This is a genomic window from Methylocystis iwaonis (assembly GCF_027925385.1).
In the GTDB taxonomy this organism is placed as follows: Bacteria; Pseudomonadota; Alphaproteobacteria; order Rhizobiales; family Beijerinckiaceae; genus Methylocystis; species Methylocystis iwaonis.
This window is the reverse complement of the sequence record NZ_AP027142.1, coordinates 910592-929705: the sequence shown is the minus strand read 5'-3', so window position 1 is coordinate 929705 and position 19114 is coordinate 910592. Positions and strand designations below refer to the sequence as shown.

Sequence of the window (19114 nt, the reverse complement as noted above, 5' to 3'; positions counted from 1 at the left end):
CGATTAAAGGCCTCGATGGCCGTACCGTGACCGTAAAGTTCATATGGTCACGCTGATAACGGGGAAGCCGCCATGAAGACAAAATTCAACGAACTCGAACTCGTCCGGACGACATGCGCCGTCGAAGCTCAGCTTATCAGGGACGAGACGACAAATATCACGTTGCCTGAAGGTTCTGTTGGCACGGTTGTTGGCGTGCACGACGCTGACCCGACCAATGTCGGCTATACGATCGAGTTTCCCGCGCCGGACGTATACACGGCCGTCTTGGCCACGCTTGCAGAAAAATATATTGCCTCAGCGTAACAATCTCAGCGCCCCGCAAAGCAGCGACACCAAAAGGAGAACAGCAAAGGCTAGATGCGGCGATAAGGGAGTCTCTGTCGTATTTCGAGCTTCCTGGCCTCGAAAAATTGCAGACCTTCATTTCTGTTGCCCTCGAGAGCCAGAACGCCGCACCCGAGATCGAGAACCTCTGGCTTGGTCTCAAGCCAAATAAGGTGTTTTTCAGTCTCTCGGAAGATTGGTGATTGGGGTCCTGCATACATTTTCATCGTTAAGAGGATTGCAACTCCTAGTGGTCCGAAAATATCTTGATCAATCTGATGGACACGCCCGTGACGATTGAAGAGGTTATCGCGCAATTTCGGACGTATCCAATCCCGGGCTTGAAGCGTCTCTGGGTGATCGACCAAAGCGGCAGACTCCACTATCTCTTCTGAGGCTCATGATGTCGATTTCATTCTCTATCGCTAGCGCGTTACCAGTCGAGCAGACAATCGAACGCATCGCGCTGGCCCAGTCAAAATACGCCGAAATTCTCCATTATTTCTGGATTTCCGACGTCGGCGAGCCGTCTGCTCGCGGGATCGAAATCGACGCAGACTACGGATTTCATCCCAAAGCCAACTTCATGGTCCAGTGGAACAAGGACCGCTCGGAATTCATTCGGATGATCCCGGAGATTTTCTGGGAGGTTTTCGGAGAAGAGAATCTCCTGATCCGCGATGACACCTGCGACGTCATCACGCGGCCTTATATACGGTAACGCCGCGCCGCGTCGGGACCGGCGTCCCGCCGCCGATCCTCGGCCTGCCCGGCGACAACACTTTTTCCAACTACAGTGAAGCGCATCGCGCCTTCTGGCGCCAGATCGTGCTGCCGCACGCGCGTGCAGATTCACGTGTGACTGCAGCCGGGCTATGGCCCCCTCCCCTTCGATTACAACGCCGGTCGGCTAGTTACCTTTTCTAATGATACGCCTTCCCTGCTGGAAACCACGCTTTCATGTCCGACATACTCGACGCCATACTCGAGCGCGGCGATCTTGCTCATCTCGCGCTCTTTCTGTGGGCCTGCGTCGCGACGGCCCAGGCCCATCTCGCCCTGCGCGAGCTGGGCGAGGCGACACGGCGGATCGACGCCTTCGTGCGCGAACTCGCCAGATTCAACCGACGCTGTGGGAGCGACTCATGACGCATCTCAAACGACTTCTTTTCGCCAACCGCGTCAAACGACGCATGACGCGCCGCGCCGACGATCCCTCGGACGTGTTCAAGACCTTCGTGCAAGTGCTGATGCGCATGCATGCGCGCGGCTCGGCAGCTCATCCCGCGTCGGGAGAGAAAGCTTGAAGGCTCCGCCAGAAACCAAACGCGCCGACACGCCGCTCGCGCGCACGAGCGCGGCGGGGACTATCGAAGGCTATGCCTCGCTCTTCGGCGTCGCCGACACGGGCGGCGACATTGTGATGAAAGGCGCCTTCGCGCGCTCTCTCGCCAAACGCGGCGCCGCCGGCGTGAAAATGCTTTGGCAGCATAACGCGGCCGAGCCGATTGGCGTCTGGACCACGATTGTCGAGGACGCCAAAGGCTTGAAGGTCACGGGCCGCCTCGATCTCTCCGTGGCGCGCGCCCGCGAAGCGCTGTCGCTTCTGCGCGCCGGCGCCGTCGACGGGCTCTCGATCGGCTTCAAGACCGAGCGCGCGACGACGGATAAGGCGAGCGGCCTGCGACGGTTGCAGGCGATCGACCTTTGGGAAATCTCGATCGTGACATTTCCCATGCTCACACAGGCCCGCATCGAGGCCGTGAAACGCATCGCCGCGCGTACGCCCGACGATATGCGCGCGGCGCTGGCCCGCTTGCGAGCGCAGGAGGCGGCGCTGCGCTTTCAGCATAGGCTGCAAAGCGCGCGGCTTTGACCGCCATAACCGCGACGCGCCGTCGGTCGTGGGAAGAGAGTGCAAGACGGTTTTTTCAACATGCGCAGAACATTTTCACGCTGGCCGCCGCCGGCGCGATTTTCTGTGCGCTGCTCGAGGCCCCAATGTCATCCATCGAAATAAAATCCGCCGGCGCGCCAATCGTCGACGATCTCAACCGCGCCTTCTCCACCTTCAAGGAAGCCAATGACGAACGTCTGGCGCAAATCGAAACGCGCATGAGCGCGGATGTCGTCACCGAGGAAAAACTCGCACGCATCGACCAGGCGCTGGATGAAACCAAAAGCCGTCTCGATCGGCTGGCGCTCGACCTCGCGCGACCGCGCATCGGCGGCGCGGCTCCGGAGGAGCATGGCGCGCGAGAACACAAATCGGCCTTCAACCATTATATGCGCTCGGGCGAAGCTGGGGGCTTGAAGGCGCTCGAAGCCAAGGCGATGTCCGGCGCCTCTGGCCCTGACGGCGGCTATCTCGTGCCGGTTCCGGCCGAACGCGAAATCCTGCGCCGCCTTGCGAAACTGTCGCCGATCCGCGCCATCGCCAGCGTGCGCGAGATTTCGACGCAGACGCTACGCCGCGCCTATTCGACGACCGGACCGGCCGCCGGCTGGGTGGCGGAAACCGACGCGCGTCCACAGACCGCAAACCAGCAAATCGCCGACATGACCTTTCCGGCGATGGAGCTTTACGCCATGCCCGCAGCGACCCAGGCGCTGCTCGACGATTCAGTCGTCGATATCGAGCAATGGATCGCCGACGAAGTGCAAGTGGCTTTTTCCGAGCAGGAAGGCGCCGCCTTCGTCAGCGGCGACGGCGTGAACAAGCCGAAAGGCTTCCTCTCCTACACCACCGTCGCCGATACGAGCTGGTCGTGGGGCAATATCGGTTATGTCGCCACCGGCGTCTCAGGCGCCTTTCCGGCGACCAATCCTTCCGACGTGCTGTTCAATCTGGTTTACGCGCTGCGCGCCGGATACCGCCAGAACGGCAAATGGGTGATGGGCCGGCGCACGCAGTCGCTGATCCGCCAGTTCAAGACAACGACGGGCGACTATATCTGGGCGCCGCCGGAAAACGCGAATGGCCTGGCGTCGCTGATCAATTTCCCGATTGTCGAAGCCGAGGACATGCCGGACCCCGGCGCGAACAGCCTCTCCATCGCCTTTGGCGATTTCGAGCGCGGCTATATCGTCGTGGATCGCGTCGGCATCCGCGTGCTGCGCGATCCCTATTCCGCAAAGCCCTATGTGCTCTTCTACACCACGAAACGCGTCGGCGGCGGCGTGCAGAATTTCGAGGCGATCAAGCTTTTGAAGCTCGGCGTTTCATGATCCCGCGACCCGCGGCGCCGGCGCCGCGGGTCTCTCTCCCATTATTCAACAGGAGCCGGCATGCGACCGATGCTCATTGGCGCGCCCGCGATCGAACCGGTCGCGCTCGCGGAGGCGAAGTCATGGCTTCGCGAAGACGCCAGCGACGAAGACCCGCTCATTCAGGCGCTGATCGTTTCAGCCCGGATGACTCTCGAAGCCTATACGCGGCGACTTTTCGTTACCCAAAGCTGGCGGCTCGTCTATGACGCTTGGCCCAAAAGCGTCGCGACCGCATCGCGCCTCATCATTCCTTTTGCGCCGTTCCGGTCGGTCGGCGCCATCCGAATTTATGACGCCAGCGGCGTAGCGAAAGCAATCGAACCGCAAAGCTATCGCGCGTCGGCGGCAAATGACGAGGGACGCGTGATCTTTTCCGTCACGCCGCCGGCTGCAGAACGCGGCGCCGATGCGATCGAAATCGACTTCACGGTTGGCTATGGCGACCTTGCAAATGAGACGCCCGAGCCGCTGCGGCGCGCCATCCTGACTCTCGTCGCACATTGGTGGGAAAAACGTGGCGACGAAGCCGACGATGCGCTTCCGAGTTCTGTCCTGCAGCTTGCGGCTCCGTTTCGGCGCAGGCGGCTGTCATGAGCGCGCGCCCCACAATTGGAGCCATGCGTCAGCGCGTGACGCTGGAGGCGCCTACGGACGCTCGAGACGACGTCGGCGGCTTCATGCGCCTTTATACGCCGCTCGCCCGGCTGTGGGCGCAGATCGAAACGCAGGGCGCGGAAGAGCAATTTATCGAACAGCGCCTCGAACAATCGCGCAAAGTTACCGTGACGATCCGTTGGCGCGCCGACGTGCAGAGCCAGATGCGTTTCGATTTCCGCGGCCGCAAGCTCATCATCAAGAGCGTCGCCGACATCGACGAGAAGCGACGCTTTTTGAGATGTCTTTGCGAAGAATTCTCATGAGGAAAAGCCCATGAGCGGCTCTCCCATCCTTGCGCTGCGCAAGGCAATCATCGCGCGGCTTGCGGCAAATGCGGCGCTCGTCGACGCACTTGGCGGCGCGAAAATATACGACGAGGCGCCACGCGGCGTAGAGACGCCTTATGCGCTCTTTGCCGACGCCCAGATGCGAGATCGGTCCGCGCAATCGTCGCGCGGCGCCGAACACTATTTCACGCTCGCAATTGTAACGACGCAACGCGGGACGAGCGCCGCGCTCGGCGCGGCTCAGCAGATCATCGACCTGCTCGATGATGCGCCGCTGGCGCTCGACGGCCATGCGCTCGTCGATCTGCGCTTCGTCTCGCTGGAGACGAAGCGCGATCAGAACGGGCGCTTCGCGCGCGTTGCAATGACATTTCGCGCTGTAACGGAATATCTCGAACCCGAGGGACCATGATGGCCGCCCAGAAAGGCAAGGACCTTCTTCTCAAAATTGGCGACGGCGCCGGCGTCTTCGTCACCATCGCCGGGCTTCGCACGCGGCGCATTGCGCTCAACGCTGATACAGTCGACGTCACCGACGCGGAATCCACCGGGCGTTGGCGGGAGCTGTTGGACGGCGCCGGCGTCAAGCGCGCCAGCGTCTCCGGAACCGGCATCTTCAAGGACCAATCGTCGGACTTGATGCTCCGCCAGACATTCTTCGACGGCCTGCTGCGCGACTGGCAGATCATTATTCCAAATTTCGGGATTTTGCAGGGTCCGTTCCAGATCTCCAATCTCGACTATCGCGGCGAGCATGCGGCAGAGATCACCTTCGACATCGCCCTCGATTCCGCGGGCGCGCTTACCTTCAGCGCGATGTGAGGCTTGCGATGGCGAATGCGAAACGCGGCGAGATCGACGCGCTGCTCGACGGCAAAGTCTATACCCTCTGCCTGACCCTCGGCGCGCTCGCGGAGCTCGAAAGCGGCTTCGGCGCGCAAGACCTGGTCGCGCTCGCGGAACGCTTCGAGGCGAACAGGCTCTCGGCGAGAGACATTCTGCGCATCATCGGCTGCGGTCTGCGCGGCGCCGGCCATGCGCTGACCGACGATCAGGTCTCACTCATGAAAGCTTCCGACGGGCTTGCAGGCTATGTGCGGATCGCAGCCGACCTGCTGGCTGCGACATTCGGCGATGCGCCGGAGCCGCCGCCCGCAAACCCTCGGACGCCGCAGGACGCCCGATAGCGAAAAGCGACGTAGCGGCGCACTCGTCCTCCCCGCGCGCGCCCTTTCCGTTTTCGCGCGCCATGGCCTTCGGCCTGGGCGTCCTGCGGCTTGCGCCAAGAGATTTTTGGTCGATGACGCCGCATGAGCTGTTTCACGCGACGGAAGGCGTTTATGGGCGCGCGGCGGGACCGCCGAGCCGCGCAATGCTCGACGCGATGATGCGGGAGTTCCCCGACCGGAGCCGAGATGAACAACGGCAATAATTTTCCCGACGTCTTCAACCAGCCGGACGCCGCTTTACCGTTCGCAACGCAGAATCTCGAGTCGACGAAGCTGCTCCTCGACCAGATCAACGCCTCGAGCGACAAGGCCGCAAAGACGCTGACAAACGGCCTGATGGCTGCGGCGGCGAGTGGAAAAAGCCTCAACGATACGCTCGCCACCGTCGCGCTGTCTGTGGCGCGCCTGGCCTTGCGCGATGGAACGCGCGCGCTGACGAACGGGCTCGTCGGCAATCTCTCGAGCCTACTGGCCAGTTCGTTCGGCAATCAGCAAATAACGCCTTTCGCAGAGGGCGGCGTGATCGCAAGCCCCGCCTATTTCGCCAATGGCGCCTCGACCGGGTTGATGGGCGAGCGCGGGGCGGAAGCCGTCATGCCGCTCGCGCGCGGCTCCGACGGACGGTTGGGCGTCGTCGCGCCGCAGGGAAATGGGCGGCCTGTTTCGGTGACAGTGAACATCGCGGCTCAGGACATGGAAAGCTTTCGCCGCTCCGAAGGACAAATCACCGGCGCGCTTGCGCGAGCCGTCGCGCGCGGCCAACGCAATCTTTGAGAGACGGCATGAACGACTTTCATGAAATTCGATTTCCTCTCGACGTCTCCCTCGACGGACGCGGCGGGCCGGAGCGGCGCACGGAGATCGTAACGCTGGGCTCGAACCGCGAGTCGCGCAATGCGCGATGGGCGCATTCGCGACGTCGTTACGAGGCCGGCTATGGCGTGAAGACCTTGGCGCAGCTCGCGCAGGTGATCGATTTCTTCGAAGAACGGCGAGGCCGCCTCTATGGCTTTCGCTGGCGCGACCGCGCCGATTACGCCTCTTGCGCGCCCGGCGTCGCGCCGGCGCCGATTGACCAGAAACTCGGGACAGGCGATGGCGCGCGTGCGTCGTTCCCGCTGGTGAAAACATATGGCGGCGCCTTTTCGGCCTATGTGCGCGACATCGCCAAGCCTGTCGCTGGAAGCGTGCGCGTGGCGGTGAATGGTGTGGAAAAAACGGCCGCCAATTTTTCGGTCGATCATACGACGGGAGTCGTCGCTTTTACGGCCGCCGCTATTCCGCCGCCGGGCGCCGTCGTGACCGCCGGTTATCTCTTCGACGTGCCCGTGCGCTTCGACGCCGACTTTCTCGAGATCGACATGCAGGCCTTCGAGGCCGGCGCGATTCCGAGAATCCCCATCATTGAAATCGCTGTTTGAGTAACCGACGATGCTGACGCTTTCCGCCGCCATGCAGGCAAAATTAGACGCCGTCGCCACGACCTTCTGCCAGTGCTGGCGCCTCACGAGGAACGACGGCGCCGTCCTCGGCTTTACGGATCATGATCGCGACCTGATTTTCAACGGCGTGACCTTTCGCGCCGATACGGGACTTTCAGCCTCGCAGCTCGAAACAAATCTGGGGCTCGCCGCTGGAACCGCCGAGGCATCCGGCGCCTTGCGGGACGATGGCCTGACCGAAAGCGATCTGCTCGATGGTCTCTATGATGGCTCTTCGATCGAAACATGGCTCGTCGATTGGTCGAATGTGAGTGATCGCGTGCTGCTCGACGTGGCGACGATGGGAGACGTCCGGCGCGGCGAACGCGCTTTCGCGGCGGAGCTGCGCTCCAACGCCCATGTCTTCGACCAGCAGCAGGGCCGCGCCTTCCAGCGCGGGTGCGCCGCTGATCTCGGCGATCCGCAGTGCGGAGTAGACCTCGCCGCCTTCGAGACGGCGGCGACTGTCATGGGCTTCTCAGGGGGCATATTGACGCTCGATCTCGCGAGCGTTTTCGATAGCGCATATTTCTCCGGCGGCGCGCTCACCTTCACGAGTGGCGCAAACGACGGCGCCAGATTCACAATCAAATCGCACGGACAGGACGGTCTGCGCGCCTCGGTCGCTCTCTGGACTCCGCCGGGCGGCGCAATCGCCGCAGGCGATAGGGTCTCGCTTGTTGCAGGCTGCGACAAATCCGCGGCGACCTGTCAGCAGAAGTTCGACAATATCGTCAATTTTCGAGGCTTCCCGCATATGCCCGGCAATTACCGCGTGATCGCCTATCCGAGCGCTCTCGCGCCCGCGATGGACGGGGGGAGCTTTTTTCGATGAACCGCCAACGCTCGATGATTATCGCGGCGGCGCGGCGCTGGATCGGCACGCCTTACCGCTATCAAGCGTCGCTCATTCATGTCGGCTGCGATTGTCTGGGCCTCGTGCGCGGCGTCTGGCGCGAAGTGGTCGGCGACGAGCCGGAAGCCGCCCCGCCCTATACGCCCGATTGGGCGGAAAGCCTGGGCGGCGAAACATTGCTCGACGCCGCGCATCGCCATTTCAGCGCCGTCCCGGTTCGCGATTTGCGTCCCGGCGACGTTCTCGCATTTCGTTTTCGCGACCACCTCCCCGCCAAGCATCTCGGCGTCGCGACCTCCGCCACGCATATGGTCCACGCCCACAGCGGCGCTTGCGTGACCGAAGTCGCAATCGGCGCGCATTGGGGCAAGCGCATCGCTGGCGCATTCGCTTTCCCCGGCGTCGAAGACTGACATTTGCCGTTCCGCTTGAACGACTGGCAACGGGCTTGGTCTGGATTCCCGATCACTCGCTGCGCGAGCGTCGCGAATGACACCAGTCCGAGCGGATTTCACATAAGAACACACAGAGATCTGCATGGCGACGCTCGTTCTACAAACCGTCGGCTCCGTCGTCGGCGGCGCGGTTGGCGGACCCGTCGGTTCGATCGCCGGCCGTCTTGCGGGCGGTCTGGGCGGCTCGCTCATCGATCGGGCGCTCGCGCCGCATGCGTCGCCGCGCTACAGCGTCGGCCCGCGTCTCGAGTCGATGGATGGGATCGCGTCTACGGAGGGCGCCGGCGTGCCGCGCGTCTATGGCCGCGCGCGGATCGGCGGGCAGATGATCTGGGCGACGCGGTTTCTCGAACGCGTCAACGCCACTTTTGAAAGCGCGCCGCGCAGCGGCAAGGGCAGCAGCAGCGGCACGCAAAGCGTCACCTTCACTTATGTCTATTCCGCAAGTTTTGCGATCGGCCTCTGTGAGGGCCCGATCGCTTTCGTGAGGCGCATCTGGGCCGATGGCGTGGAGCTCGACATGTCGACTCTCCCCATCCGCATCTACGCGGGAACACAGGAGCAGGAGCCCGATCCGCTCATCGTCGCCAAGGAAGGCGCGGGCAATGTGCCCGCCTATCGCGGGCTCGCTTATATTGTTTTCGATGGATTGGCGCTGGCGTCTTTCGGCAATCGGATTCCGCAGTTCACCTTCGAGGTGGTGAAACCCGTCGCCGGCGTCGGCGAGATGATCCGCGGCGTCGACGTCATTCCCGGCGCGACGGAGGCCGGCTACCTTCCCACGCTGAAACTCAACTTCTGGACGTCCGGCGTCACCAACGCCGAGAACCGCCACCAACTGACCGCGCAGACGGATTGGCAGGCCTCGATCGATGCGCTGCAGGCGCTTTGCCCCAATCTCGAGAGCGTCGCGCTCGTCGTGACATGGTTCGGCGACGATCTGCGCGCGCAATATTGCAACATCGAGCCGCGCGTCGACTCGCGCTTCAAGACCATCGGAGAGTTCGACTTCATTTTCGGGCCTTTTTGGCCGCCGGATTGGAGCGTCGCCGGCAAGTGGCGCGCCACCGCGACGCTCGTCTCGCAGATCGACGGACGTTCGGCCTATGGCGGCACGCCGAGCGACGCCTCCGTGTCGGCGGCGATCGCGGACTTGAAGGCGCGCGGGCTCTCGGTCGTCTTCTATCCGTTCTTGATGATGGACGTTCCGCCCGGAAACGCGCTGCCGAACCCCTATACGGGCCTCAACGGACAGCCGGTCTTTCCCTGGCGCGGCCGCATCACCTGCGATCCTGCGCCGGGCCAGCCGGGGACGCCGGATGCAACGCCCGCGGCGGCGACGCAGATCAGCGCCTTTGTCGCGCGTTACCGCGACTTTGCGCTGCACTACGCTGCTCTTTGTAAAGCGGCCGGCGGCGTCGACGCGTTTCTGATCGGCTCGGAGCTGATCGGGCTGACGCGCGTGCGCTCAAGCGCGGGGCAGTATCCTTTCGTGAGCGCGCTCACGACATTGGCCGCCGATGCGAAAGCTATTCTCGGCGCCGCAACCAAAGTGTCATACGCGGCCGACTGGACAGAATATGGCGCGCATGTTCCCGTCGCTGGCGAGCTGCGCTTTCCGCTCGATCCCTTGTGGGCGTCGCCTTCCGTCGATTTTATCGGCGTGGATGTCTATTGGCCGCTCTCCGATTGGCGCGATGGGGACGCGCATCTCGACGCGCAGATTGCGACGTCCGTCACCGACCTCGACTATCTCGCTTCCCGCGTTGCGGCTGGCGAAGGGTACGACTGGTATTATGCGCATAGCGACGCGCGGCGCGCGCAAATCCGCACGCCGATCACCGATGGCCTCGGCAAGCCCTGGGTCTATCGGCAGAAGGATTTCCGCTCCTTCTGGTCACTCCCGCACTATGAGCGCGTCGGCGGCGCCGAGCTCGCGCAATCGACCGCATGGGTTCCACAATCGAAGCCGATCTGGATCACGGAGACCGGCTGCCCGGCGGTGGACCGCGGCGCGAACGCCCCCAATGTTTTCCCAGACGCGCGATCGAGCGAAGGGGGCCTGCCTTATTTCTCCCGCGACGGGCGCGACGATCTCATGCAGGCGCGCTTCATCGAGGCGACGATTTCGCATTTCGATCCGTCACGGCCCGGCGGCGCAGCGGCCAACCCTACGTCGAGCATCTATGGCGGGCCGATGGTCGATCCGGCGCGCATCCATATCTGGTGCTGGGACGCGCGTCCCTTCCCAGCGTTTCCCACGCAGAGCGCGGCATGGAGCGACGGTCCCAATTGGGAGACCGGCCATTGGCTCAACGGACGCCTGGAAGGCGCTCCGCTCGACCGTCTCCTGACGACGCTCGCGGGCGCCGTCTCGCCCCCGGCGCTGGAGATCGAGCGCCCCAACATCGGCGGCTTCATCGACGGCTATACGCTCGACCGGCCGATGTCGCCGCGCGACGCGATGGAGTCGCTCGCGGCGCTTTATGGCTTCGACCCGATCGTCGCGGGCGGCAAGCTGCGCTTCGTCGATCGGCGTGCGAGTCCCGCGCGGGACATTGGCGAAGACGATCTTGTCCCCGGGAAGGATATGTCGCTCGTCACGCTGACGCGCACGCAGGAAAGCGATTTGCCGCACGAGATTGCGCTTTCCTACGGTGACTCGGAAAACGACTATCAGACCGCGCGCGTTCTCTCGCGTCGGCTCGAAGGCCGCTCGGCGCGGCAGAGCGAAGCCCAGGCGGCGGTGATGATCCATCGCTCCGAGGCGCAAAGGCTTGCCGACATATGGCTGCAAGATCTTTGGGTGGGCCGCGATACGGCGGAATTTACCTTGCGCCCCGGCCTCGTCGGCCTGCAGCCGGGCGACATCGTGCGCCTCGGCGCCGCTGGCGGCGGGCGGCTGTTCCAGATCCAACGGATCACGGACGGCGCTGCGCGCAGCGTCAGCGCGCGGGCTGTCGATCCCACCGTTTACGATGTCCCTCCGCCAAAACTATATCGTAACGCGGTGGCCTCTCCACAGATCATCGGCCCGCCGCGCGTGGTCGTTCTCGACCTCGCCCTTGTGCGCGACTCCTCGGCGCTGTCTTATGTCGCCGCCTTCGCCGATCCCTGGCCGGGCCCGCTCGCCATTGTGAAAGGCGCAAACAGCGGCGCCTCGCAGGTGATCGGAACCATCGAAAAGCGAGCGACGATCGGCGACACGCTGGACGCGCTGCCGCCGGGGCCTGTCGGGCGCTTCGACAATGGGTCAAGCGTTACGGTGCGGCTTGGCGGCGGCGCGCTCGCTTCCGTAGACGATCTCGTGGCGCTCAGCGGCCGCACGTCAATGGCTATTCGCGGCGCCGATGGCGCGTGGGAGATTTTCGCCTTCGCGCGCGCGGAGCTCGTCGCCGAAAAAACCTATCGTCTCTCCAGACTCATTCGCGGCATCGGCGGCGAGGAGAATCTTGCGGCGCGCGTTGCGCCGGCAGGCTCGACAGTCGTCCTGCTCGACGACGCGCTCGCGCCGCTGGCGCGCAACACATCGGACATCGGCGCGCCGATAACTTATGCAGTCGGCCCCGCTGATCGCGACATGGCCGACCCGCTCTATGTGCGCGCCACTGTGACGGCGACGGGAAAGGCGCTCCGGCCCTATGCGCCGACACAGGTCCGGGCCACTCGGACCCCGGCGGGGATTGTCATCGACTTCAAGCGGCGCTCGCGCATCGACTCGGATGCGTGGGAAGCGGTCGACATACCACTCAGCGAAGCGAATGAAGCCTATGAGGCGGAGATCGTCCTGCCGACAGGCGTCCGCAGGCTTTCCGCCACGGCGCCCTCGATTGTCTATCCGACCGCGCAGGAGCTTGCCGATTTCGGCGCGCCGCAAAGCACGCTCACCCTCTCGCTCTATCAGATGAGCGCCACGGTCGGCCGCGGCTTTCCTTTCATTGGCGCGCTCGCCGTTCAATAGGATTTGCAGCACATGCAGACGACCCATCTGGCGCTACCGCTCATCGATGCGGCGCAGGCGCAAAAACACGTCACGCATAATGAATCGCTGGCGCTCGTCGACGCGCTGACGCATCTCGCCGTTTCGGCGCGCGGCGTTGCTGTCCCGCCGGCGACGCCGAGTGAAGGCGAGCGGCTTCTGATCGGCGCGGGCGCTGCGGGCGCTTTCGCTGGCAAGAGCGGGCAGATCGCGACATTTCTGGCGGGCGGCTGGAGCTTTCTGACGCCGCGGCCGGGCTGGCGCCTTTATGTCGCCGCCGAGTCGCTCCTGCTGCTCTATGACGGCGCGAATTGGGTCGACCTCGGCTCCAGCCTGCGAGATTTGGGGAATCTCTCGCGGCTCGGCGTCGGCACGAGCGCCGACGCCGGCAACCCGCTCGCCGCCAAGCTCAATGCGGCGCTCTTCACCGCAAAATCCACGGGCGAAAGCGGCTCGGGCGATCTGCGGCTGACACTCAACAAAGAAGCCGCCTCCAACACGGCGTCTCTCGTCTATCAAGATGCTTATTCCGGACGCGCCGAGATGGGACTCTCGGGCGACGATGATTTCCGCGTGAAGGTCTCGCCCGATGGCTCCGCTTGGAAAAGCGCGATCGTCGTCGACCGAACAACCGGCGCCGTCGCCTTTCCGAGCGGCGGCCCCACGAAGATCGTGGCCTTCTCGTCGAGCGGAACCTACACGCCCTCGCCCGGCGTGACGCTGGTCGATGTCATTCTTTTTGGCGCCGGCGGGGGCGGCGGTTCAGGCGCGCGACAGGCGGCGGGAGCAATTGCATCGGGCGGCGGAGGCGGCGGGGGTGGCGGCGTTGCGCGGGGTCGATTTACGGCCGCGCAAATTGGCGCCTCCCGGGCCGTCACGATTGGCGCCGGCGGAGCGGGCGGCGCGACGCAAACGACGAACAGCGCCGCAGGCAATAACGGGGCTTCCGGCGGCGATACGTCATTCGGGGCGCTGTTGCGCGCAACAGGCGGCGGCGCAGGCTCCGGCGGCGGCCTGGCGGCTGGTTCAGGGGGCGGCGGCGGGGGCGGATTGGCGCCTGCCGGAAACGCCTCCGGCGCGACGGGCGGCGCTGGCGGCGCGACCGGCGTCAGCGGTGGATCGGCTGCGGCCGGCGCTGGCTCCTTCTATCCCGGCGGCGGCTCGGGCGGCGGCGGGAGCCCCGCGACAGGCGACGCCGGGCTGCAAGGCGGCGCATGCCCTGGCGCTTCATCAGGCGGCGGCGCCGGGGGCGGAATTACCGCAGCGAATGCCGCGAGCAATGGCGGGCAAGGCGGAAGCGTGTATGTCGCCGGCAACGCCTCGAACGCCCAGGGCGGCGTCGCTGGCGGCGCGATAAACGGCGCCAATGGCCTCGGCGGCTGGGCGAACGGCGCCGGTCCCTTGGAGCAGGCGGCAGCGGGCGGCGGCGGCGGCGCGTCCGGCCTTGCGACCGCAGGCGATGGCGGCCCCGGGGGCTTCCCCGGCGGCGGCGGGGGCGGCGGCGGCGCACATCAGAACGGCGGGAGCGGCGGCGCAGGCGGCGCAGGCGGATCGGGTTACGCGATCATCGTCGAATATTTCTGAAGCGGCCCTGCCTCCCCAAACAATTCGAAAACGCCATTCGGCGCGCCTCTCGCGAGAAAGGATATTTTCTATGCAATGGCCCAGTGAACGATCGCCTTCCGAGCTCATCGACTTCTATGGCGATCCGGTGCTTCACAGCTCGATCAACACGACATGGGAGCGCGACAATATCGTCGATCTCGTCCCGCCTTTCGCCATGCGCTATTCCTGGGGCCCGCCGGTGACGACGCTGCGCTTCCATAAAAAATGCCGCGACGCTTTTGGCGAGGCGTTGCTCGCCGTCAAGAAGCTTTACGGAACGCAAGGCGAGATCGAAGCGCATCGCCTGCATTTGACCGGCGGCTCGCTGATGGTGCGGCTCAAGCGCGGCTCGACCAAAAGCTGGTCGACGCATAGCTTCGGCGCGGCCCTCGACATCGACCCGCAACATAATCCCTTCCGCTCGAAATGGCGGCCGGGGTTCATCCCGCTCGAGGCCGCCCGCGCCTTCGAGGATTGCGGCCTCATCTGGCGCGGTGCCAATGGCGATTGCGATCCCATGCATTTTCAGGCTGTCAGCCGCTAGAGCGCATTCCGCAAAAGTTGACAGACTTTTGCGATAAGAATGCGCTCCAGCTTTTTGAATCTGCGCGCTTTCTCATCGCTCGCGCGTAATTTCACACGAGCGGAAAGCGCGCTAAGGAGAACCAAAATGCCCGCACTCGATAATCTCGCAGCGGCTTTCAACGATGTGCGAACGGTCGCCGCCGCCGCTGTGGAGCGAATCCACTATCTCGCCCACGACCTCGCCTATGCCCGCGCGTCGGCGGTGGACGCCGCCGCCGTCGACCAGATGGCCGCCGATCTTCACGCGACCGCCGATCAGCTACGCGCCGCAATCGCCGCGGCGGACCAGTCCCTGCCCCAAGCCTGAGGCCTCGACAGGCCTGTATCCTACGAAGGAAATACGATGACCGGATATCGCACCTATCTCGCCGCCGCGCTTGTCGCCATGTTCGGCGTGCTCGCATCGACCGACTGGATCACCTTTCTCGACGATCCCAAGGCGGGCGCCGTCGCCGTCGGCGCGGCGACTCTCATGGCGGCGATGCGGGCCTTCACCTCGACGCCGCCGGGGAAAATCTCCACGCTGCTTCGCGCGCCCCGCTAAACTTGCAATATGCCTCCGAAGGCCGGCAAAATGCTGAAAAGCGAGCCAGGCCACGGCCTTCGGCGGCGTTCATTCGCGGTTCATCGCCGATGGAGAAGGATAGGTTCAGGAGAACGAATGCCCGTCGCCTTTTTCAGGTTTCGCTGCGCTTTGGCCGCCGCCGCGATCGCGGCGACGCTTGGGCCGGCGCGCGCCGAAGAAGCTCCCGAACGGATAGCCGAGCGCCTGCCCGTCCGCCGCCAGTGCTTTTCCACGAGCCAGACGCGAGAAAAAATCGAGGCGCACAAACTGACCGAGCCTCTCGCCTGCATGCGCGCCGCCGCCCTTGAACTCAGCGGCGAAGCGCTGGGCGCGCGGCTATGCTGGCTGGAAGAGCTCTTCATCTACGAGATCAGCGTGCTGCGGCCCGACGGACGCATCGTCAAACTTTTGTTCGACGCCGCGACGGGAAAGCCGCATTCCAGCCGCACGAATAATTGAGACAAGACCGGGGTTTCATGGGGAGGGCGAAAGGGTGCGGCTGCTCGTCATCGAAGACGATAAGGATTTGAACCGCCAGATCGCGCAGGCTCTGGAGCAGTCCGGCTACGCCGTGGACCGTGCGTTCGACGGCGAAGAAGGGCATTTTCTGGGCGAAACGGAAACCTATGACGCGGTTGTGCTCGACGTCGGCCTGCCCAAAAAGGACGGCATCACCGTTTTGGAGCAATGGCGCGCAAATGGGCGCGTCATGCCGGTTCTGATTCTGACGGCGCGCGACCGCTGGAGCGAAAAGGTTCAGGGTTTCGACGCCGGCGCCGACGATTATGTCGCCAAGCCCTTCCATATGGAGGAGGTGCTGGCGCGCATGCGCGCTTTGCTGCGCCGCGCGGCCGGGCATGCGACCAATGAGATCGTCTGCGGCCCCGTGCGGCTCGACACCAAGGCGGGCCGCGTGGTGGTCGACGGCGCGCCGGTGAAGCTCACCTCGCATGAATATCGTCTGCTCGCCTATCTCATGCATCACAGCGGGCGCGTTGTCTCGCGCAGCGAGATCATCGAGCATATTTACGATCAAGACTTCGACCGGGACTCCAACACGATCGAAGTCTTTGTCGGGCGTCTGCGCAAGAAGCTCGGCGTGGAGCTGATTCACACCATTCGCGGACTCGGCTATATGGCCGTGTCCGGCCCAGAGGACGCCGGCGGGAAACGCTAAAGAACCATGCGCCTGCCGAGCTTGACGACACGCTCCATCGCAACGCGACTGTTTTTGACCGCAGCCGCGCTGAGTTCGGTGGTGCTGCTCGTCGCCAGCCTTTTCTTCACCGCCTATTACCGACGGGTCGCGGAGGAAATTTTCGAACGCCGCCTCGACGTCTACCTTCGCGCCATTGTCGCCGACGTCTCGGAGTCGGGCCAGGAGGGACGAACGGGACCGAGCCAGTTCGGCGATCCGCAGTTCGAGCTTCCTGGCTCGGGCTGGTATTGGCAGATCACGCGCATGGACAATGCGGCGCATGAGATAAAGGCGTCGCGTTCGCTCTTCGCCGATCGCCTCCCCAAGCTCTCCGACCTCGGCGTGCCGGCGGGAGTGGGCGGCTCCCGGCGCGGTCTTGCCTGGGGGCCGGACGGCCGCAAGCTGCGAATCGTCGAGCGCGTCATCGACGCGGAAGACACAGGCATTTATCTCGTCCAGGTCGCCGCGAGCGTCGAAGAAATGGAAGAGCAGATCACGCGCTTTCGTTTCGCTTTGATCATCGCCTTCGCCGCGCTCGCCATTGCGCTCGCGATCGTCGCCGCCTTTCAGGTGCGTTTCGGCCTGCGGCCGCTGCGTCTTTTGCAGCGCGAGCTGGCCGCCATTCGGCGCGCGGAGCGCGACCGCATCACGGGCGCCTATCCCAACGAGATCGCGCCGCTCGCCGACGAGCTCAATCTGCTCATCGGCGCCAATCGCGACATTCTCGAACGCGCCCGCACTCAGGTCGGCAATCTGGCCCATGCGTTGAAGACGCCGCTCAGCGTCATGGTCAATGAAGCGGACGCCGCGCCCTCGCCTTTGGCCGACAAGGTCGGCGAACAGGCCCGCATCATGCGCGACCAGATTTCCTTTTATCTCGACCGCGCGCGCGCGGCGGCCCGCGGCGGCGCGCTCGGCGCCGCGACGCCCATTGCGCCCTGCGTCGAAGCGCTGCTGCGCGCTTTCACGAAGATCTATAGCGAGCGCAGCATCGCCTTTTCGGGCGACGTCCGCCCGGAGCTGCGTTTCCTCGGCGAACGCCAGGATCTCGAGGAGATGGTCGGCAATCTTCTCGATAATGCCGGGAAATGGGCGGAGAGCGCTGTCACGATCTGCGTCGCGGTCGACTCTCAAACCAGCGGCGCGAGCCGCAGCGCGTTGATCGTCACGATCGACGACGACGGCCCCGGCCTCGCGCCGCATTTGCGCGCGCAGGCCACAGAGCGCGGACGCCGGTTGGACGAAACCAAGCCGGGCTCGGGATTGGGCCTCTCGATCGTGGTCGATCTCGCCGTCGCCTATGGCGGCGCGCTGGAATTGGACGACAGCCCGACAGGCGGCCTGCGGGCGCGGCTGCGCCTGCCGGGGTTTTGACAGCCGCCTGCCGATCCTGCATGAGGGGCGCGATTGCGACCACCGAGGGAGAACGGATTTTGTCGACGACGTGCGCGAAAGCGACCTTGGCGATGAGCCTCCTCTGCGCGGCCTCTGGCCTCTCCGCCTGCAATTCGACGCCGGCGCCGACGCCCGTCGTGGCGGAGGCGCCTGTCGTCACAGCGCCGCCGCCTCCTGCGCCGGGCGTCATTGGCGGCTCTATCGGCCTGTCGCTCGGAGAAAAGGACCGCGCCACGGCCATTGCCGCGCAGCAGGAAGCGGTCTCCAGTGGCGCCCGCAAGAGCTGGCGGGGCGAAAAGGGCGCCTATGGCTTCGTCACGCCCGGCTCCGAGAACGGCGCGTGCCGGGATTACACGCATAAGATCTTCATCAACGGCCGGCCGCAGGAAGCGAAGGGCCAGGCCTGCCGCGAGAATGGCGAATGGCGGGTGACGAGCTGATTTGGGCGTCGTCGCTTCGATGCGGCTCCTCATCGCATTCGTCCTGCTGGCGCTCTGCATCGCTGTTGGAACTGTCTTGCTGTTCTCGGCCCGGGGGAATGCGCCGAATGAAACGATCCATGCGGAAGTCGCGGGCGTAAGCTTTTCCTACGCGCGCGCCTATGCGCGCGACGAGACGACCGGCGTCGGCGGAATGGCGGACAGATTGAGCTTCATCGTCTCCTACCCCGGCTTCGCGCCCGTGAAAGCGAAACCGCGCGTTGGCGAGTCGGTGACTTTTACGGTCACTTCAAAGGACGACGGGCTCGATCCCGGCGAGCGCCCCGCGAAGCTCTACGCCCGCTTCCTGGCGCCCGAGACGCTGGATGGCCCGGGCGGCCTCGTGCTGCGTCGCTTCGAGCCGGGTTCGCCTTACGATTCCGAAGAGCTTTTCATCGCGCCGCCCGACGGAAGCGCGTTTTTCGCGCGCTGCCCGAAACCGGAGACGGGCGCACCTGGCGAGGGCTGCATCTCCGTCTTTCGCAAAGGCGCCCTCGATGTCGAGCTGCGTTATGCGCCGGCGCTTCTCGAAAATTGGGATGCGCTCTATGAGGGCGCGCAGACGCTGCTCGCCAGAATGACCGCGCCGCAAACAAAGAAGCGGTGATTACAGGCTGCTGCAAAAGTGGCGTTGACGCCCCTCGTGCTTCGAGACGCCTGCTGCGCAGGCTCCTCAGCATGAGGAGCTTCTGCAATTTCGTCACACACTTAGGCCTCATCCTGAGGAGCGAGCGACGCTCGCGTCT

The 19114-nt window shown here is 64.5% G+C and carries 26 protein-coding genes; all 26 read left to right on the top strand.

Annotated elements, in window-relative coordinates; genetic code table 11:
- Positions 1 to 72 precede the first annotated feature (72 nt).
- Positions 73 to 306, top strand: a complete 234-nt coding sequence (locus QMG84_RS04505; RefSeq protein ID WP_202072919.1) for a hypothetical protein — start codon at positions 73 to 75, stop codon at positions 304 to 306.
- Positions 307 to 727: 421 nt separating this feature from the next.
- Positions 728 to 1048, top strand: coding sequence for a hypothetical protein (locus tag QMG84_RS04500; protein ID WP_281930749.1), 321 nt, complete (start codon positions 728 to 730; stop codon positions 1046 to 1048).
- Positions 1049 to 1287: 239 nt separating this feature from the next.
- Complete coding sequence (locus QMG84_RS04495; protein WP_202072921.1) at positions 1288 to 1476, top strand: hypothetical protein; 189 nt, start codon at positions 1288 to 1290, stop codon at positions 1474 to 1476.
- The gene (locus tag QMG84_RS04490; RefSeq protein WP_281930747.1) at positions 1473 to 1634 is read left to right on the top strand and encodes a histidine kinase; all 162 of its coding nucleotides are present in this window, start codon (positions 1473 to 1475) and stop codon (positions 1632 to 1634) included. Before QMG84_RS04495 ends, QMG84_RS04490 begins: the two co-directional genes overlap by 4 nt.
- Entirely contained in the window at positions 1631 to 2203 is a 573-nt protein-coding gene (locus QMG84_RS04485; protein WP_281930745.1) for an HK97 family phage prohead protease, read from the top strand. Before QMG84_RS04490 ends, QMG84_RS04485 begins: the two co-directional genes overlap by 4 nt.
- 125 nt (positions 2204 to 2328) lie before the next feature.
- Positions 2329 to 3555, top strand: a complete 1227-nt coding sequence (locus QMG84_RS04480; protein WP_281930744.1) for a phage major capsid protein — start codon at positions 2329 to 2331, stop codon at positions 3553 to 3555.
- 60 nt (positions 3556 to 3615) lie between these two features.
- On the top strand, positions 3616 to 4191 hold the full coding sequence (locus QMG84_RS04475; RefSeq protein ID WP_281930741.1) for a head-tail connector protein: 576 nt from the start codon (positions 3616 to 3618) through the stop codon (positions 4189 to 4191).
- Entirely contained in the window at positions 4188 to 4517 is a 330-nt protein-coding gene (locus QMG84_RS04470; RefSeq protein ID WP_281930739.1) for a phage head closure protein, read from the top strand. The genes QMG84_RS04475 and QMG84_RS04470 overlap by 4 nt, the downstream gene beginning before the upstream one ends.
- A gap of 10 nt (positions 4518 to 4527) precedes the next feature.
- Positions 4528 to 4953, top strand: a complete 426-nt coding sequence (locus QMG84_RS04465; protein WP_281930738.1) for a DUF3168 domain-containing protein — start codon at positions 4528 to 4530, stop codon at positions 4951 to 4953.
- Entirely contained in the window at positions 4953 to 5363 is a 411-nt protein-coding gene (locus tag QMG84_RS04460) for a phage major tail protein, TP901-1 family (RefSeq protein WP_281931900.1), read from the top strand. Before QMG84_RS04465 ends, QMG84_RS04460 begins: the two co-directional genes overlap by 1 nt.
- 8 nt (positions 5364 to 5371) lie before the next feature.
- Positions 5372 to 5728, top strand: a complete 357-nt coding sequence (locus tag QMG84_RS04455) for a gene transfer agent family protein (RefSeq protein ID WP_281930737.1) — start codon at positions 5372 to 5374, stop codon at positions 5726 to 5728.
- Positions 5729 to 5790: 62 nt separating this feature from the next.
- Positions 5791 to 5973 (top strand): rcc01693 family protein, encoded by a 183-nt coding sequence (locus tag QMG84_RS04450; protein ID WP_281930736.1) that lies wholly within the window; start codon positions 5791 to 5793, stop codon positions 5971 to 5973.
- Complete coding sequence (locus tag QMG84_RS04445; RefSeq protein ID WP_281930734.1) at positions 5957 to 6544, top strand: phage tail tape measure protein; 588 nt, start codon at positions 5957 to 5959, stop codon at positions 6542 to 6544. The genes QMG84_RS04450 and QMG84_RS04445 overlap by 17 nt, the downstream gene beginning before the upstream one ends.
- An 8-nt stretch (positions 6545 to 6552) precedes the next feature.
- Positions 6553 to 7191 (top strand): DUF2460 domain-containing protein, encoded by a 639-nt coding sequence (locus QMG84_RS04440; protein ID WP_281930733.1) that lies wholly within the window; start codon positions 6553 to 6555, stop codon positions 7189 to 7191.
- Between the two features lie 10 nt (positions 7192 to 7201).
- A complete protein-coding gene (locus tag QMG84_RS04435; protein ID WP_281930732.1) occupies positions 7202 to 8086 on the top strand; it encodes a phage/gene transfer agent baseplate hub protein in 885 nt (294 codons plus the stop codon).
- Positions 8083 to 8520, top strand: a complete 438-nt coding sequence (locus QMG84_RS04430) for an NlpC/P60 family protein (protein ID WP_281930731.1) — start codon at positions 8083 to 8085, stop codon at positions 8518 to 8520. Before QMG84_RS04435 ends, QMG84_RS04430 begins: the two co-directional genes overlap by 4 nt.
- A 124-nt stretch (positions 8521 to 8644) precedes the next feature.
- Entirely contained in the window at positions 8645 to 12523 is a 3879-nt protein-coding gene (locus QMG84_RS04425; RefSeq protein ID WP_281930729.1) for a baseplate multidomain protein megatron, read from the top strand.
- Positions 12524 to 12535: 12 nt separating this feature from the next.
- Positions 12536 to 14125, top strand: a complete 1590-nt coding sequence (locus QMG84_RS04420; protein WP_281930727.1) for a DUF2793 domain-containing protein — start codon at positions 12536 to 12538, stop codon at positions 14123 to 14125.
- 70 nt (positions 14126 to 14195) lie between these two features.
- Complete coding sequence (locus tag QMG84_RS04415) at positions 14196 to 14690, top strand: M15 family metallopeptidase (protein ID WP_281930725.1); 495 nt, start codon at positions 14196 to 14198, stop codon at positions 14688 to 14690.
- Positions 14691 to 14816: 126 nt separating this feature from the next.
- Positions 14817 to 15038, top strand: a complete 222-nt coding sequence (locus QMG84_RS04410) for a hypothetical protein (protein ID WP_202072937.1) — start codon at positions 14817 to 14819, stop codon at positions 15036 to 15038.
- A gap of 36 nt (positions 15039 to 15074) precedes the next feature.
- Positions 15075 to 15275, top strand: a complete 201-nt coding sequence (locus tag QMG84_RS04405; RefSeq protein WP_202072938.1) for a hypothetical protein — start codon at positions 15075 to 15077, stop codon at positions 15273 to 15275.
- A gap of 117 nt (positions 15276 to 15392) precedes the next feature.
- Positions 15393 to 15755 (top strand): PepSY domain-containing protein, encoded by a 363-nt coding sequence (locus QMG84_RS04400; protein WP_202072939.1) that lies wholly within the window; start codon positions 15393 to 15395, stop codon positions 15753 to 15755.
- Between the two features lie 34 nt (positions 15756 to 15789).
- Entirely contained in the window at positions 15790 to 16473 is a 684-nt protein-coding gene (locus tag QMG84_RS04395) for a response regulator transcription factor (protein WP_202072940.1), read from the top strand.
- 6 nt (positions 16474 to 16479) lie between these two features.
- Complete coding sequence (locus tag QMG84_RS04390) at positions 16480 to 17868, top strand: sensor histidine kinase (RefSeq protein WP_202072941.1); 1389 nt, start codon at positions 16480 to 16482, stop codon at positions 17866 to 17868.
- Between the two features lie 92 nt (positions 17869 to 17960).
- Positions 17961 to 18329 carry a hypothetical protein gene (locus QMG84_RS04385; RefSeq protein WP_281930721.1) on the top strand — a complete coding sequence of 123 codons (369 nt, stop codon included), beginning with the start codon at positions 17961 to 17963 and terminating at the stop codon, positions 18327 to 18329.
- Between the two features lies 1 nt (position 18330).
- Positions 18331 to 18975 carry a hypothetical protein gene (locus QMG84_RS04380; protein ID WP_281930719.1) on the top strand — a complete coding sequence of 215 codons (645 nt, stop codon included), beginning with the start codon at positions 18331 to 18333 and terminating at the stop codon, positions 18973 to 18975.
- Positions 18976 to 19114 lie beyond the last annotated feature (139 nt).